The organism is Rhodococcus sp. MT28, assembly GCF_058792695.1.
In genome coordinates this window covers 135,812-149,897 of record NZ_JBXAFD010000001.1, presented here as the reverse complement: position 1 = coordinate 149,897, position 14,086 = coordinate 135,812, and the positions used below count along the sequence as shown (strand labels likewise).

General features: G+C 62.2%; 16 protein-coding genes. 9 read left to right on the top strand and 7 right to left on the bottom strand.

Features of this window, described 5'->3' with window-relative positions; genetic code table 11:
* The first annotated feature begins 49 nt into the window (after positions 1-49).
* From AC1Q6C_RS00680 to AC1Q6C_RS00660, 5 genes are all read left to right on the top strand, one after another.
* On the top strand, positions 50-529 hold the full coding sequence (locus AC1Q6C_RS00680) for a VOC family protein (RefSeq protein ID WP_003945229.1): 480 nt from the start codon (positions 50-52) through the stop codon (positions 527-529).
* Positions 530-639: 110 nt separating this feature from the next.
* On the top strand, positions 640-1,602 hold the full coding sequence (locus AC1Q6C_RS00675; protein ID WP_230358912.1) for an ABC transporter substrate-binding protein: 963 nt from the start codon (positions 640-642) through the stop codon (positions 1,600-1,602).
* Positions 1,603-1,770: 168 nt separating this feature from the next.
* The gene (locus AC1Q6C_RS00670; protein WP_051720844.1) at positions 1,771-2,469 is read left to right on the top strand and encodes a CPBP family intramembrane glutamic endopeptidase; all 699 of its coding nucleotides are present in this window, start codon (positions 1,771-1,773) and stop codon (positions 2,467-2,469) included.
* Between the two features lie 69 nt (positions 2,470-2,538).
* Positions 2,539-3,939, top strand: a complete 1,401-nt coding sequence (locus tag AC1Q6C_RS00665; RefSeq protein ID WP_030536234.1) for an amidohydrolase family protein — start codon at positions 2,539-2,541, stop codon at positions 3,937-3,939.
* 1 nt (position 3,940) lies between these two features.
* Positions 3,941-4,882 carry an antibiotic biosynthesis monooxygenase gene (locus AC1Q6C_RS00660; RefSeq protein WP_492666316.1) on the top strand — a complete coding sequence of 314 codons (942 nt, stop codon included), beginning with the start codon at positions 3,941-3,943 and terminating at the stop codon, positions 4,880-4,882.
* Here AC1Q6C_RS00660 and AC1Q6C_RS00655 read toward each other — a convergent pair.
* Positions 4,870-5,100: a PLD nuclease N-terminal domain-containing protein gene (locus AC1Q6C_RS00655; protein ID WP_007726301.1), complete on the bottom strand. Its 231-nt coding sequence runs from the start codon at positions 5,098-5,100 to the stop codon at positions 4,870-4,872. The two genes, AC1Q6C_RS00660 and AC1Q6C_RS00655, sit on opposite strands and share 13 nt — an antisense overlap.
* 876 nt (positions 5,101-5,976) lie before the next feature.
* On the opposite strand from AC1Q6C_RS00655, the gene AC1Q6C_RS00650 reads away from it, so the two are divergent.
* Complete coding sequence (locus AC1Q6C_RS00650; protein ID WP_030536231.1) at positions 5,977-6,759, top strand: DUF1906 domain-containing protein; 783 nt, start codon at positions 5,977-5,979, stop codon at positions 6,757-6,759.
* On the opposite strand, the gene AC1Q6C_RS00645 is transcribed toward AC1Q6C_RS00650, so the two are convergent.
* Together AC1Q6C_RS00645 and AC1Q6C_RS00640 are read right to left on the bottom strand one after the other, a co-directional pair.
* Positions 6,746-7,246 carry a nuclear transport factor 2 family protein gene (locus AC1Q6C_RS00645; protein WP_007726289.1) on the bottom strand — a complete coding sequence of 167 codons (501 nt, stop codon included), beginning with the start codon at positions 7,244-7,246 and terminating at the stop codon, positions 6,746-6,748. The genes AC1Q6C_RS00650 and AC1Q6C_RS00645 overlap by 14 nt on opposite strands.
* A 235-nt stretch (positions 7,247-7,481) precedes the next feature.
* Positions 7,482-8,912 carry an MFS transporter gene (locus AC1Q6C_RS00640; protein WP_492666315.1) on the bottom strand — a complete coding sequence of 477 codons (1,431 nt, stop codon included), beginning with the start codon at positions 8,910-8,912 and terminating at the stop codon, positions 7,482-7,484.
* A gap of 79 nt (positions 8,913-8,991) precedes the next feature.
* Between AC1Q6C_RS00640 and AC1Q6C_RS00635 the strand changes: the two genes are divergently transcribed.
* On the top strand, positions 8,992-9,456 hold the full coding sequence (locus AC1Q6C_RS00635) for a MarR family winged helix-turn-helix transcriptional regulator (RefSeq protein WP_492666314.1): 465 nt from the start codon (positions 8,992-8,994) through the stop codon (positions 9,454-9,456).
* Here the strand turns inward: AC1Q6C_RS00635 and AC1Q6C_RS00630 are convergent.
* The 3 genes from AC1Q6C_RS00630 to AC1Q6C_RS00620 form a co-directional block, all read right to left on the bottom strand.
* Positions 9,447-9,845 (bottom strand): hypothetical protein, encoded by a 399-nt coding sequence (locus tag AC1Q6C_RS00630; protein WP_042448789.1) that lies wholly within the window; start codon positions 9,843-9,845, stop codon positions 9,447-9,449. The genes AC1Q6C_RS00635 and AC1Q6C_RS00630 overlap by 10 nt on opposite strands.
* A gap of 78 nt (positions 9,846-9,923) precedes the next feature.
* The gene (locus AC1Q6C_RS00625; protein ID WP_003945233.1) at positions 9,924-10,667 is read right to left on the bottom strand and encodes an Rv1157c family protein; all 744 of its coding nucleotides are present in this window, start codon (positions 10,665-10,667) and stop codon (positions 9,924-9,926) included.
* A gap of 270 nt (positions 10,668-10,937) precedes the next feature.
* Positions 10,938-11,240, bottom strand: a complete 303-nt coding sequence (locus AC1Q6C_RS00620) for a 4a-hydroxytetrahydrobiopterin dehydratase (RefSeq protein ID WP_003945236.1) — start codon at positions 11,238-11,240, stop codon at positions 10,938-10,940.
* A 16-nt stretch (positions 11,241-11,256) separates the two neighbouring features.
* Here AC1Q6C_RS00620 and AC1Q6C_RS00615 point away from each other — a divergent pair, with 16 nt between their 5' ends.
* Positions 11,257-11,682, top strand: coding sequence for a (deoxy)nucleoside triphosphate pyrophosphohydrolase (locus tag AC1Q6C_RS00615; RefSeq protein ID WP_007726279.1), 426 nt, complete (start codon positions 11,257-11,259; stop codon positions 11,680-11,682).
* Here the strand turns inward: AC1Q6C_RS00615 and AC1Q6C_RS00610 are convergent.
* Positions 11,660-11,836 (bottom strand): hypothetical protein, encoded by a 177-nt coding sequence (locus AC1Q6C_RS00610; protein WP_003945207.1) that lies wholly within the window; start codon positions 11,834-11,836, stop codon positions 11,660-11,662. The two genes, AC1Q6C_RS00615 and AC1Q6C_RS00610, sit on opposite strands and share 23 nt — an antisense overlap.
* Positions 11,837-12,160: 324 nt before the next feature.
* Here AC1Q6C_RS00610 and typA point away from each other — a divergent pair, with 324 nt between their 5' ends.
* Entirely contained in the window at positions 12,161-14,068 is a 1,908-nt protein-coding gene (gene typA / locus AC1Q6C_RS00605; RefSeq protein WP_007726276.1) for a translational GTPase TypA, read from the top strand.
* The last annotated feature ends 18 nt before the right edge of the window (positions 14,069-14,086 follow it).

The following is a 14,086-nucleotide window of genomic DNA, read 5'->3' as shown; positions in this document are numbered from 1 at the left end:
TCTATAACCCTGTACACCTGTTTCGTAACCTCTCCGACAAGGACAGAACATGCCTTCCATCACTCCCTGTTTGTGGTTCGACAACCAAGCAGAAGAAGCAGCCAACTTCTACATCTCGGTGTTCGGTTCCGGGCAGATCCTGGGAATCGAAAGATACGTCGAGGGATCGCCTTCCGGAATGCCGGCGGGATCGGTGATGACCGTCAGCTTCGAGCTCGACGGTCAGCGATTCACCGGATTGAACGGCGGACCGATGTTCACGTTCTCGGAAGCAGTGTCTTTCGAGATTCCGTGCGTCGATCAGGCTGAGGTCGATCATTACTGGTCCAGGCTGACCGAGGGTGGCGAAGAGGGCCCGTGCGGATGGGCCAAGGACAAGTTCGGATTGTCCTGGCAGGTAGTCCCGAATCGCCTTCTCGAACTGATGAAGGATCCGGATCGGGCCAAGGCGCAACGCGCCACGGACGCGATGATGAAGATGAAGAAGATCGATATCGCGGAGCTCGAACGGGCCGCAGACGCGTCCTGAACACGATCTGGCCGATGGGCGACAGCCTTCGTTAGCTGATGCTAGCCTTCCCTAATTCTCGCTGGAGCGTTGGAGGAGTGCTGGTAACCATGCGAATCAAAGTCTCTCGAATGAAGATTGCAGTCACCGCCTTGGCGGCCTCGCTCGCCGTCGCCGGACTTGCCGGCTGCAGCAGCGACAGCGCTGACGCACCCGCGGAGGCGGGAGCAACCGTCTCGACCATGTTCGGTGACGTCGAGGTCCCGGCCAACCCGGAGCGCGTCGTCGCGCTCGGTTGGTCGGACGCCGAGACGGCACTCGCTCTGGGCACTCAACCAGTGGGCGTCGCGGACTGGATGGCGTTCGGTGGCAAGGGCGTCGGACCCTGGATTGCGGACGAGTTCACCACGGACCCGAAGATCCTCGGAACCATGGACCTGAGCATCGAGGACGTCATTGCTCTCGACCCGGACCTGATTTTGTGGACGAGAAGCGACAACACGCAGGCCACCTACGACAAGCTCAGTGCCATCGCACCGACGGTCGGGCCGCCGCCGGGTCTCGCCACGGCCTACGGGACGACGGTCGAGCAGCAGACCGAACTCGTCGCCAAGGCACTCGGCAAAGAATCGGAAGGCAAGGCGCTACTCGACGGCCTCGACGCCAAGTTCGAGGCCGCGATTGCCGCCAATCCGAACTTCGCGGGCAAGACCGCGGCGGTCGGCGCCTACAGTTCCGACGGCTACGGCGCCTACGTACCCGGCGACGCACGCGCAGACTTCATGACCCGCCTCGGCTTCACGATCCCGACGGCGATCACCGAAAAAGCCACCGGAAACTTCTACATCCCGGTCGCCAACGAGAACCTGAACCTGTTCGACGCGGATCTCACGGTGCTGTTTCCGATCTTCCTCGACAGCAGTGCGTTTGCGAACGATCCGCTACTGCGCGCAATCCCGTCGGCTCAGGAGGGACATCTGTTGATCCTCGATGACCCGGCACTCGTCAATGCGTTCTCGAGTGGCTCGGTACCGGGGTTGACCTACGCAATCGACAACGCCGTTCCGAAGTTTGCGAGCACGCTCGGCGCCTGATCAGAGCTGTTTCGGGACCTGCCCGTCACTGTGAGCGTGTTCGCAAACAGTGGCGGGCAGTTCTCGTGCGCCGGTACACTGGACAAAGTGAACTTTCAGCTAACGAGCGGCGGCCCAGTGGAGATCGGTCCATTGGAGATCGAAGCGACCGCTCCTCGTTTTCCGCGGATGCATGCATACGTGGATATCGCTGTTGTGATCGTGGTGCTGGTGGGAACCAATCTGATCGCGCATTTCACCACCGCCTGGGCAAGCATCGCGACGGTACCCATCTCTGCTCTCGTCCTGTTGGCGCTCACCAAGCGCCGGGGAATGGGGTGGGCGGAATTGGGGCTGTCCCCTCGTGACCTGCGGCGAGGTTCGAAGTACGCGCTTGCTGCCGTCGGCCTGGTCCTGACGGTTGTCGCCGTCGGCGCTCTGCTTCCGCTCACACGTCCTTTCTTCATGGCGGATCGCTACGCCACTATTTCCGGCGCGATCGTCGCGTCGATGATCGTGATCCCGCTGCAGACCGTCATTCCCGAAGAGTTGGCTTTCCGTGGCGTCCTGCACGGCACGTTGAACCGGGTCAGTGGATTCCGCGGCGTCGCCGCTGCCGGTTCTCTGATGTTCGGACTGTGGCACATCGCGTCGTCGATGGGTTTGACCAGCGGTAACGAAGGGCTGTCCGGCTTTCTCGGTACCGGAGTCGTCGGCCAGGTCGCCGGCATCCTCGGAGCCGTTCTCGCCACCGCTGCGGCCGGTCTCGTATTCACCTGGCTTCGTCATCGCAGCGGCAGCCTCATTGCGCCGATTGCTCTGCATTGGTCGTTGAACGGTGCCGGTGCGCTGGCTGCGGCTCTTGTTTGGCATGCAACTCTTGCTTGATCCCAATATCTGACAAAAAGGACAGCATTCGCCGCGCGACGCCGGGTAGTTTTGTGCTTTGCTCAGTAAGTGACGCACCTTCATCGAGGCCATGTCTTCCACATCTCCGGTCGTCCGACGGTAGAGGATGCGGCGCAGTCGCTCGTCTCGATCCCCGACGGCGTCTTGGCGATCGACGATGCCGGAACGATCGTCTACTGCGGAGAATTCGGATCACTCCCGAGCGGTCTCGAAGGCGCTGAAACCCACGACCACCGACCGGGTTTCCTGCTGCCCGGATTCGTCGATGCACACATTCATTTCCCGCAGACCTACGCCGGCGACGCATACGGCGGCGGCCAACTCCTCGAGTGGCTCGACCTGTGCGTCTTTCCCTCCGAATCGAGATTCGCTGATCCGGAGTTTGCCCAGCACGCTGCCGAGGCCTTCTGCGCTCGCCGAATCGCCACGGGAACCACGGCCGCGATGGTGTTCGGATCGGCCTTCCCGCACGCGCAGGACGCCCTGTTCTCGGAAACTCTGAAACGCGGCCTTCGGGTGGTCAGCGGACGTGGGATTCAGACCACCGGCCCGGCCTCCGCCGCCGCGCTGATCACCTCGGAAGAGGACGCGATCAGACTCACCCGCGAGGAGATCGACAAGTGGCACGCGGCCGACACCGGCGACGTGAACACTGCGCTCGTTCACGTCGCAGTGGTTCCCCGCTTTTCTCTCGCGGTGACAACACGGACGCTGAAGGATTTGGGGGAGTTGTACGACTCCGTCCGTGACCGGGGCGTCTACTTCCACAGTCATCTCAACGAGAACAATCGGCCCGGAACCGGCGAGGTGGCGACCACACTCGCCGAGTACGAGGTCGAGACCTATCTCGACACGTACGACGGCAAGTTCCTCCCCGGCTCACAGGTCGGCGGAAAGAGCTTCCTGGGTCCACGCGCGATACTCGCGCACTCGGTGCACTGCCAGGACTCCGAACTCGCACGAATGGCCGAGACCGGAACCTCGATCGCACATTGCCCTACTTCCCAGCAGTTTCTCGGCTCCGGCACCATGCCGTGGAAACGAACCGTTGCGTCAGGGGTCAACATCGCGATCGGATCGGACTTCGGTGGCGGCGACGAGTGCCTGCTCACCCGAGTCCTCGGCGACGCCTTCAAGGTTCACATCTCCGAAGCCGGCGACGACGGAGTGTCGATGCACCCTGCCGAACTGCTGTTCACCGGAACACTCGCCGGTGCTCGCGCGCTGGACATGGAGAACCGGATCGGCAACTTCGACGAGGGCAAAGAGGCCGACTTCCTGGTGATCGATCCGTCCGGGTGGCCGCCGCTCGCCGGGCTCGTCAACTACGGAACGCGTTCGGATGATCCGATACTCGCCCGCGACCAGACGCTCTTCGGGCTCCTGATGGCGATGCGCGAGCCCGCGATTGCGCACGTGTACGTGCAAGGGCGCCGGATATCGGGCTGACGTGTCCGCAACTGCCATCACCGGGTACCACCGAACGAGTTCGGGATTCCGGGCGTGGGTCGAGCGTGCGGCCGAGACCGCCGGTCGATTCGACGGCTACCTGAGCTGTGGCATCAGTGATCAACCGGAACCGGTGTCGCACGGCGTGTCCGTCACTTTCGACAGTGCCGACGATCTTCATCGTTGGCTGGAGTCGACTGATCGCCGCGATCTCGAAAGATCAGCTGCTGCAACGGGAATTCTGGCGCAGACGAGTGATCTCGTTCTGATCGACGGCGTGCTGCCGCCGCCCGGTATCGGTGTGTACGACCACGCCGTCGTCGTGGGTAAGGAGAACGAGTTTCTGCGAACGCAACGACACCTCATCGATCTCAGTTCGCGATTCTCCGGCTACGAGTCGGTGATGTTGTTGCGGTCGGTCACCGACTCCACCCAGTGGAAGTCCGTCCTTCGGTTTCGGACAGAGCAGCAGTTGGCGGTGTGGATGGCGTCGCCCGAGAGGGCCGCAGCACTACCGAAACTGCGGGCCGAGTTGGCCGAGGACTTCACCGAGACCACGCGGTCGACACCGTTCGGCACCATTCTGCGCACGGAGAACGGGCAGACTCGCGCGACGCCGAATTGGAAGACGGCGATGATCATCCTGCTCGTCCTCTATCCGACGGTGATGACGCTGTCGAGGTTTCTCGGGCCGTTGCTCGACGGGATCGGAGCGCCGCCGTGGCTGTTGATGTGGTTGAGCCAGATAGTCAGCGTCGGCGCCATGACGTGGTTCCTGATGCCGACGGTCACGAGATGGTTCCGTCATTGGCTGGACCCGGTCGACGGCGCCGTTCCCCGCACCAACTGGCGCGGCGTCGCGGCGGTAATTGCGGTGTACGCAGTGACTCTGACGCTCTTCGCGTCGGTGAAGTGGCTGCAGTTCTGGGACTACTTCGACTGAATCCGGCCTCGGCGGAAGTAGGTGAGTGGCCCGAAGAAGTTGACGAAGATGATCGCCGCCCACTTCTTCTTGCTGCCGTTGACCGTATTGGCAGGGCGTCGCGCCAGGTCTGTCCACGCGGCGATCGCCAACAGGGACTGAATCGTTGCGAGCACGGCGACGACGCGGCGTTGCGCGGGTGACAGCTCACTCCAGGACTTCTTCTTTGTGAGGTTCATGAACTCCACTGTGCCCTCGAACGTCCAATCGGTGTCGAGATCCGGTTGTTATCGGTGCCGGGAGTTCCTCAAATCAGTGTGAATAGCGTCACCATGATGACCGATAGGTATGGTCCCGCGGGCCGTCGGGCCGGTCGTTTTCGGCGTAAAGATCTCGCTAACTCGAACTGTGGCTGAATGTTTGCGCCCGCACTAAGCTCGCGTGGCTACATTGCCGCGGGGGATTTGGCCAATCTGCTGGTACGCCCTCTATCGGGAGCAACACCCATCCTGTTAAGTAAGGCTTGCCAATCTTGTGGTCGGCCTACAGGTTTGATGCTGCTCGGTAGCTGCTATCGGGAATGATGTTCGGAATACGTCAATAAATCGTCCTTAGGTGACAGTTTGATCACTGCCGGTGGGTGTTACCTGTGTGTATGTCCGCGCCCCGAAGGGGTCGAAACGTAACGTCCCGGACACATTTGGTGTCGCGGAAGTAACGGAAGGCCTCTACTCTTATCGCCAGCAGCCACTCACGTGGCGGCAATCCTCTGGACCGTATCTTCGACAGGAGCACATCGCATGAGCAGCGCAGAATTCTCGGATGCCTTCACCTTCCTCAACGACTTCTTCAGCAACGCGTCTGATCTCTTCAGCGCTCTGAGCTTCTTCACCTCGCTCAGCTGATAGCTTCCGGCCGCTAGGCCGACTCAGTGGCCCCCGAAGGCAATGCCTTCGGGGGCCACTGTTGTCTGTCAGGCGTCCAATTTGGTGACAATGTGAGCATTGTTGACCAAGTGCATGGCGGGGTTGATGTGACTGTGGTGGAATGCGAGCGAAAGAAGATAGCTTGCCTGCCCGCCACTTCGAGCGGGACACGCCGATGATCGGAGCTTTGTGCACGTCTCGCGAAGAAACCTCTTCAAGTACGCAGCGGCTGGATCGGCGGCTGCCGGACTCGCTGCATTGAGCGGTACGACGTCGGTGGCCAATGCCGGTTCGCTCGGGACCCTGCTCGATTACGCCGCCGGTGTGCCGTCCGCTCAGGCGATAAAGGCCGCCGGGTATGCGGGCGCCATTCGATACGTCTCGGACAGGCGCCCGGGCGCCGATTGGATGGTCGGCAAGCCCGTACTGGCGCGGGAAACCGACGCGTTGACCGCGGCCGGACTTCAAGTCGTTTCTTGCTATCAATTCGGCAAGGGCGGAACGGCGGACTGGCGCGGGGCCCGCGAAGCGGGCAAGCGTCATGCTGCCCGTGGCCTCGAACTACATGCGGCGGCTGGTGGGCCGTCCGGTCGGCCGATCTACGCGTCGATCGACGACAACCCGACCACTACTGAAATCACTACGCTGATCACGCCGTACCTCGAGGGGTGGGCCTCGGTTGTCGGCAACGGAGCGCTCGGCGTCTACGGAAACACTCGCGTGATCGACGCAATGATCAGTGCCGGCGTCGGAACCTGGTTCTGGCAGCACAACTGGGGCTCGCCCGCAGGGTATGTGCACCCGCGGGCAAACCTGCATCAGTTCGAGATCGACAAGCGCAAGGTCGACGGCGTCGGCGTGGATCTGAACTCGATCCTCACTCGGGACTACGGGCAGTGGTCGTTGGCCGGTGCGGTCGGTCCGGCCCAGCCGGTCGGATCCTCGTTGCCGACAGGATCTATCGCACCATAGCGCCGAATTTGGCGAGCCAGGCCTTGGCGTCGTCGGGGAGGGTGCCCGCCGCTTCCGCGGCGAGGCACCATGCTTTTGCCATCGACAGGAAGTTCATCGGGTTGTAGGCGTCTTCTTCGCGAGACCACAGTCCGTTGCCGGCGTAGTGCAGGATCGTGATGTTGGCGGCTCCGTGCTTGGATCCGTCACCCGGATCCTCCATCGGGTTGTCGATCTCGCACACGATCCATCCGCGCTGCTCGTCGACCACGAACCAGTTGGCCGGGAATTCGGTCATGCGGTGCCCCGGGAACTCCGTCATCGTGCGAGTAACCCACTTGCGTACGGCCTCTCGGCCATTGAGGGTGCCGAAAGCGTGTTCCACGTAGACGACGTCCTCGGTGAACATGTCCGCGAAGGCGTTCCAATCGCCGGAACGAGTGCACTCGACAACGGTGTTCTGGTAACCCGCGAAGGCGTCTTCGAGTTCGGTGCGTGTCCAGGTCATGAAAGGCTCCTCGGGTAGTCGTCGCCTCAAATTAGAACACGTTGCAGAATTGATTGTCGGCGATTCGATGGAGAAGAGTTCTGCGGTACCGTCGTTGTCGGGTCGGGGACCCGTTATGTGAGAGGGCACCACGTGGATATCATCATCAATTTCATCTACACACTTCTGTCGAAGTTGCAGACGGGCAGCATCGAAGGCTCTTCGGAGAAGTGAGTCCTCCGCCGGGTTGATTCCCTTACGAGACTTTCTGTTTGGGAATCAACCCGGCGAACACCATCGTCACGACGGCGGCGGCGATGGAGATCAGGAACGTGGCACGAAACGCCTCGAACGAGGGGATCACTGCGGTGCCGACGGTGATGGTCATTCCGGCCAGGACGACGCTCACGATCGCGGCAGACGTCGACGTGCCGATCGATCGCATCAGTGAGTTCAGTCCGTTCGCGGCTGCAGATTCCGTGATGGGGACTGCGCCCATGATCAAGGCCGGCATGGCCGAGTACGAGAGCCCGACGCCCGCTCCGATGAACATTCCGGCCACGGCGACCTGCCAGACGCTCGACACCGTGAAATATGCGAAGGCGTAACCCAATCCGATGACGAGGGCGCCGAGCATCAACGTGATTCGCGGGCCGCGCCAAGCCGAAATTCGAGCGGAGACGGGCGAGAGCGCCATCATGACGAGTCCGCCGGGGGCCAGTGCGAGCCCCGCTGCAACCATGGACAGTCCGAGTCCGTAACCGGTGGACGTCGGTGCCATGAGCAGTTGGGGGAGCGTCAGGGAATTGCCGTACATGGCAAAACCGACGGCGATCGACGCGAAGTTGGTGAAGAGAACTTGCGGCCGGGCCGATACGCGGAGGTCCACCAGCGGTGCGTTGCGTCGAAGTTCCCACCATCCCCACACCAGGAAGCTGAGCGCGGAAACCGCAAGGAGCCCCAGGGTTTTCGCGTCGCCCCATCCCCAGGTTCCGCCCTTGGTGATGGGGAGTAACAGGGTGATCAGACCAACGGTGAGGCCGAGCGCACCGACGAAGTCGAAACGTCCCGGGCGTCGTACGGTCGATTCGGGAATGACGAACGCAACCAGTGCGATGCAGATCAGCCCGAACGCTGCCGATGTGACGAAGAGGAAGTGCCAGTTGGCATTCTGGGCGATCACCGCGGCGATCGGCAGTCCGATCGCACCGCCGACGCCGAGGGTGGCGCTCATGACCGCCATCGCGCCGGCCACTTTCTTCGGTGGAAGAACGTCACGAATGATGGCTATGCCCAATGGAATTGCCCCGACCGATGCTCCTTGAAGTGCACGGCCGACAACGAGCACGATCAGTGAAGGTGCGATCGCGCAGATGGTCGAGCCCAGAACGACCATCGCGAGACTGACCAGCAGCATTCGTTTCTTGCCGAACATGTCGCCGAGGCGCCCGCTGATCGGCGTGATCACCGCGGCGGCGAGGAGTGTTGCGGTGACCGCCCACGAGGTGTCGGCGGGAGTGGAGTTCAACAGGTGCGGCAATTGCGGAATGATGGGGACTACCAGCGTCTGCATCAAGGCGACGACGATTCCGCACAGTCCTAGAACGGTGAGCACTGGACCCGAGGATGCGTAGTTCGTGTCGGGGATTTTCTCGTCGACATTGGACGACCCTGCGTGAACGGACATGCGGCTCCCGCCATGGCGTGTTCTGATTGGTGCGTTCGCCCCAGTGTGCACGCTACACATCGTGTGTAGTCTGCACAATATGAGGATAGACCGGGACCCTGATCTGGTGAATATCGAGTACGAGTTGACTCTGCTCTCGCGTTACCACGCGCTCGCACAACGGGCCGAACTTCATCTGGACCGGTCGGCGTATCTACTGCTCGGTCGACTGGAATTGCAACATCCCATGAGCCTCAAGGAACTCTCCTGCGCTTTCTCGCTCGACATCTCCACCATCAACCGGCAGATCGGCGCGCTGAGGCGTCAGGGCTTGGTGGAGCGAGTGGAGGATCCGGACGGAGGGCTCGCGCGAAAGGTCCGGCCGACGGCGCAGGGGCTGTCGAAACTTCGTGCTGATCGCGAACATTCGACAGCCGGTGTCGAAAAGGTCCTCCGCGAGTGGACGCCGGAGCAGCGTCTCGCGCTCGGTGACCTACTGCGGCAATTCAATACCTCGGTCGAAGCGCTGGAAGGCCGCGAATGGCCGCGACCGAATCAGGTCTGAGAGTGCGAGACGGATCGTAGTGAGCGGTCCGGATCGCTCGAATCCGATTCCGGCGCAATGACAACAAGTTTCGGGTGTTCTTCGGGGGCTGCATGATTTCCACGCCAGGAGAGCAGTGACCAACGTGAGAGACCGGACAGCGCGGACCCGAGACTGGCGAACGAGCCCGAACTCAGGACCGACGCCGTAGACCCGATGCTTCCGATCGAAAGAAAAGAGCCGACGCTACCGATCGACAGGATCGAGTACGCCGATCCGATCGAGAGAATGGACCCCTCGGATCGGATGGACAGTATCGATCGCGTCGACTTGTGTGACCGTATCGACTGGTCTGGGCCGGATTTCTTCTCTGGACGACCGTGCGTGATGTCCACTCGTAGATGTCCCATCTATCGGGTCTATCACGGTGATCGGAGATGCAAAAGGGACCCACCGAAATTCGGTGGGTCCCTTTCACAAGACTTCGATCAAGCTACCGCGAACATGCCCACGGTCGGAAGGAAGCTGCAGGTGATGCGATCTGCGCCTTCCGGCTGGGTGGTCAGCGAACCGCTGATCACCGAGAGAACGCGTCCGGGGCCGGTATCGGCGATAGCCGACAGAGTGGCTGGGCCGTCCGGGTTGATGCGTGCGGCGTTGGTCAAGTTCTGGGTGGCGCTGCGCTGGTTGTCGATGTTGACCCAGGTGACGGTCATCGGCACCGGCTGGTCGTCGACGGCGGGAGCCGTACCGAGAGCGGTGAAGACGAATCCGGCCTGACCGGCAGCGGGACCGGGAGGAGGCAGGTGAGCCGGGCCGGGAACGGCAAGTGCGGTTCCGACCGAATCGGCGGTGGCCGAGATGCAGCCCTTGCCAAGCGTCGGGTAGAGGAACTGCGCGATGACGGGGGCGTTCTCGTCCGGGATCGCCGGTCCGCCGCCGCCGCTGCCGTCGAGGAAGGTGATGACCTTCTCGAGGGTGGCCTTGATCTCGGGCGGAATGCCGGGGGAGTTCAGGATCGCGCGAGCCTGGTCGAGCAACGCTTGCTGCGGTCCGCCTGCAACATCGGCCGGACCTGCGGCGGCGCCGATGATGGCGGGCGCAAACGATGCGAGGAACTCGATCGGCACACTTTCGGGTGCGGGCGGTGCTGCCGGATCGGCCATTGCCTGTGCCGGCAATGCCAGTCCTGCTACTGCGGCAATAGCGACGGCGGTGAACGCCTTTCGCATACCTCGGGTTCGAAGCACTGTTTCCCCATCCTTAGTCATACCGCGCGGGCGCCTAGGCGAGCTCCGCGTTTGACGGCTCGAGGGGTCACTCTATGTACAGAGCCCCCGGGTTGTACAGCTGTTCAGTTGCTGAGCAGCTACGCACCGGGGGAGTCTATGGCATGACCGGCCTCGATCGTGATTTACGGCGACCATACCTGTGACTGAAGTGATCTATGTGAAAGTTGATGCAACTGTTACGTCAGATTGCGAGGTTTGTTCACTCGAAGATCAGTCGAAACGGACCGAATCGTCGACGAGTACGTCAATTCGACGGGCAAGGTCGAAGTCCAGTTCCGTGAGACCGCCCGCCGAGTGTGTCGAAAGCGTGTACGTGACCTTTCGCCAGCGAACGTCGATGTCGGGATGATGATCCGCGGCCTCGGCGACTGCCGCGATGCGTTGAAGAAGCGCGATGGCGTCCGGGAATGTCGCGGAGTCGACCGTGCGAGTGATCGACCCTGGCGACAGTTGCCAGGCGGGCAGTTCGTCGAGAGCGTTTTGGATCGCGGAGTCGGACAACAAAGTGGCCATACTCCATCATGGTGCGATGAGTGATGCACCTGCAAGGGATCGGGAAGTTGTCGCCGGTGCGATCTTCCGCGAGGGAAGGCTGCTCCTCGCGCAGCGGACGAGTCCGCCGGCTTTGGCCGGTCGTTGGGAGCTGCCGGGCGGGAAGGTCGAAGAATTCGAATCGCCACAGAACGCGTTGGCGCGGGAGCTGCTCGAGGAACTGGCGGTCGAGGTGAGATGCGGCGCCAGAATCGGCGTCGACGTGCCACTGTCGCCGGGGTTGGTCCTGCGGGCCTACCGGGCGGAGTTGGTGTCGGGAGAACCGGTCGCGCTCGACCATGCTCAATTGACATGGGTCGACGCCGAAGAACTGTTGTCGATGGATCTGGTGGACAACGATCGAGCCTGGATCCCCGAGTTGCTCGCGGAATTGAGCGCGCTTACGCCGCACGAGCCTTCTTGAGACCCGCTTTCAGTTCCTTCTTGGATGCGCCCTCGTTCTCGAGCTTTTTCATCCGCATGATGACGACGGGGCACTTGATGCACCGCGTCTTCTTGCGGCAGCACTTCTTCTTCGGCTTGAGCTGCGAGACCTTGCTTGCCTTGACTTTTCCCATGTGACGCTGCGGCTTTCCTGTTTCACTACGGCGGAGAGCCCGCTCTTGGAACGAGGTTAGCGTACCCTTAAATGACCTGTTTCTCCAGGTCGTAATCCTACGCGCATCGGCGTGGTGCAGATCACTATTCGCTGGTGGGGGCGGTGATAGAGGCCGCACAATGCAGGAGTATCAGCCCGGAGCGAGTAGTATTTACTAGGCCGCGGTGCCTTCTCAGGCGATTCGTGCCCTGATTCGGATCACACACTCGTGCAGCGGCCACCAGAAGAGCCGTGCGACTTGACTTTCGCGTGGCCGAATCAACTCAGCCAGGAGAGCCATCGCGTGACCATCACCAGCTTCCGTAACGTTGCCATCGTCGCACACGTCGACCACGGCAAGACCACCCTCGTCGACGCCATGCTTCGTCAGTCCGGCGCGTTCGAGGAGCGCGCCGAGCTGGTCGATCGCGTTATGGACTCCGGCGACCTCGAACGCGAGAAGGGCATCACCATTCTCGCGAAGAACACCGCAGTACATAAGGTCAACGAAGACGGTTCCATCACCGTCATCAACGTCATCGACACCCCCGGCCACGCCGACTTCGGTGGCGAGGTCGAGCGCGGCCTGTCCATGGTCGACGGCGTCGTCCTGCTCGTCGATGCTTCCGAGGGACCCCTGCCGCAGACGCGTTTCGTGCTGCGCAAGGCACTCGCCGCTTCGCTGCCCGTCATCCTGGTCGTCAACAAGACGGACCGCCCCGACGCCCGTATCGAAGAGGTTGTCACCGAGGCTCAGGACCTGCTCCTCGACCTCGCATCGGACCTGTCCGACGAGGCCGCCGAAGCCGCTGAGCTCGCACTCGAACTTCCCGTCCTCTACGCGTCCGGTCGCGAAGGCAAGGCATCGACCGTGCAGCCCGAGAACGGCAAGGCTCCCGACGCCGAGGACCTCACCGCACTCTTCCAGGTGCTGATGGAGTACGTCCCCGCGCCGAAGGGCTCGGTCGACGCACCGCTGCAGGCTCACGTCACCAACCTCGACGCATCCGCATTCCTCGGTCGCCTCGCACTCGTTCGCATCCACAACGGCGAGCTGCGCAAGGGCCAGACCGTGTCCTGGTGCCGCGAGGTCGACGGCGAGCCCGTCGTCACGAAGACCAAGATCACCGAACTCCTCACGACCATCGGTGTCGAGCGCGTTCCCGGTGAGGTCGCCGTCGCCGGTGACATCTGCGCCGTCGCAGGATTCCCGGACATCATGATCGGCGACACCCTCGCCGATCTGGAGAACCCGGTCGCACTGCCCCGCATCACCGTCGACCAGCCGGCAATCTCGGTCACTATCGGCACCAACACGTCACCGCTCGTCGGTCGCGTCAAGGGTCATAAGCTGACTGCACGCATGGTCAAGTCCCGCCTGGACCAGGAGCTCGTCGGTAACGTCTCGCTCAAGGTCCTCGACATCGGTCGCCCCGATGCGTGGGAGGTCCAGGGTCGTGGAGAGCTCGCGCTCGCCATCCTCGTCGAGCAGATGCGTCGTGAAGGCTTCGAACTCACCGTCGGTAAGCCGCAGGTTGTCACGCAGCTCGTCGACGGCAAGGTTCACGAGCCTTTCGAAGAGCTGACCATCGACAGCCCCGAGGAGTACCTCGGCGCGATCACGCAGCTCCTGGCCAACCGCAAGGGTAAGATGGTCCAGATGTCGAACCACGGCGCAGGCTGGGTTCGCATGGAGTTCATCGTTCCTTCGCGTGGCCTCATCGGCTTCCGCACGGACTTCCTCACGGAAACCCGCGGAACCGGTATCGCCAACGCCGTGTTCGACGGATACGGCCCGTGGGCCGGCGAGATCCGTGCGCGCCACACCGGCTCGCTCGTCTCGGACCGCTCCGGCACGGTGACGCCGTTCGCCATGATCCAGTTGGCCGACCGTGGAACCTTCTTCGTCGAGCCCGGCGCAGACACCTACGAGGGACACGTCGTCGGTATCAACCCGCGTCAGGAAGACCTCGACATCAACGTCACTCGCGAGAAGAAGCTGACCAACATGCGTCAGTCGTCCGCAGACGTGATGGAGACCCTCGCAAAGCCGATCAAGCTCGAACTCGAAGCAGCGATGGAGTTCTGCTCCAGCGACGAGTGCGTCGAGGTCACCCCGGAGGACGTTCGCGTCCGCAAGGTGCACCTCAACGCAACCGAGCGCGCTCGCGAGCGTTCACGTAGTAAGGCACGCGACAAGGCTGCTCTGTAGTCTTTCGTCGGTTACAAC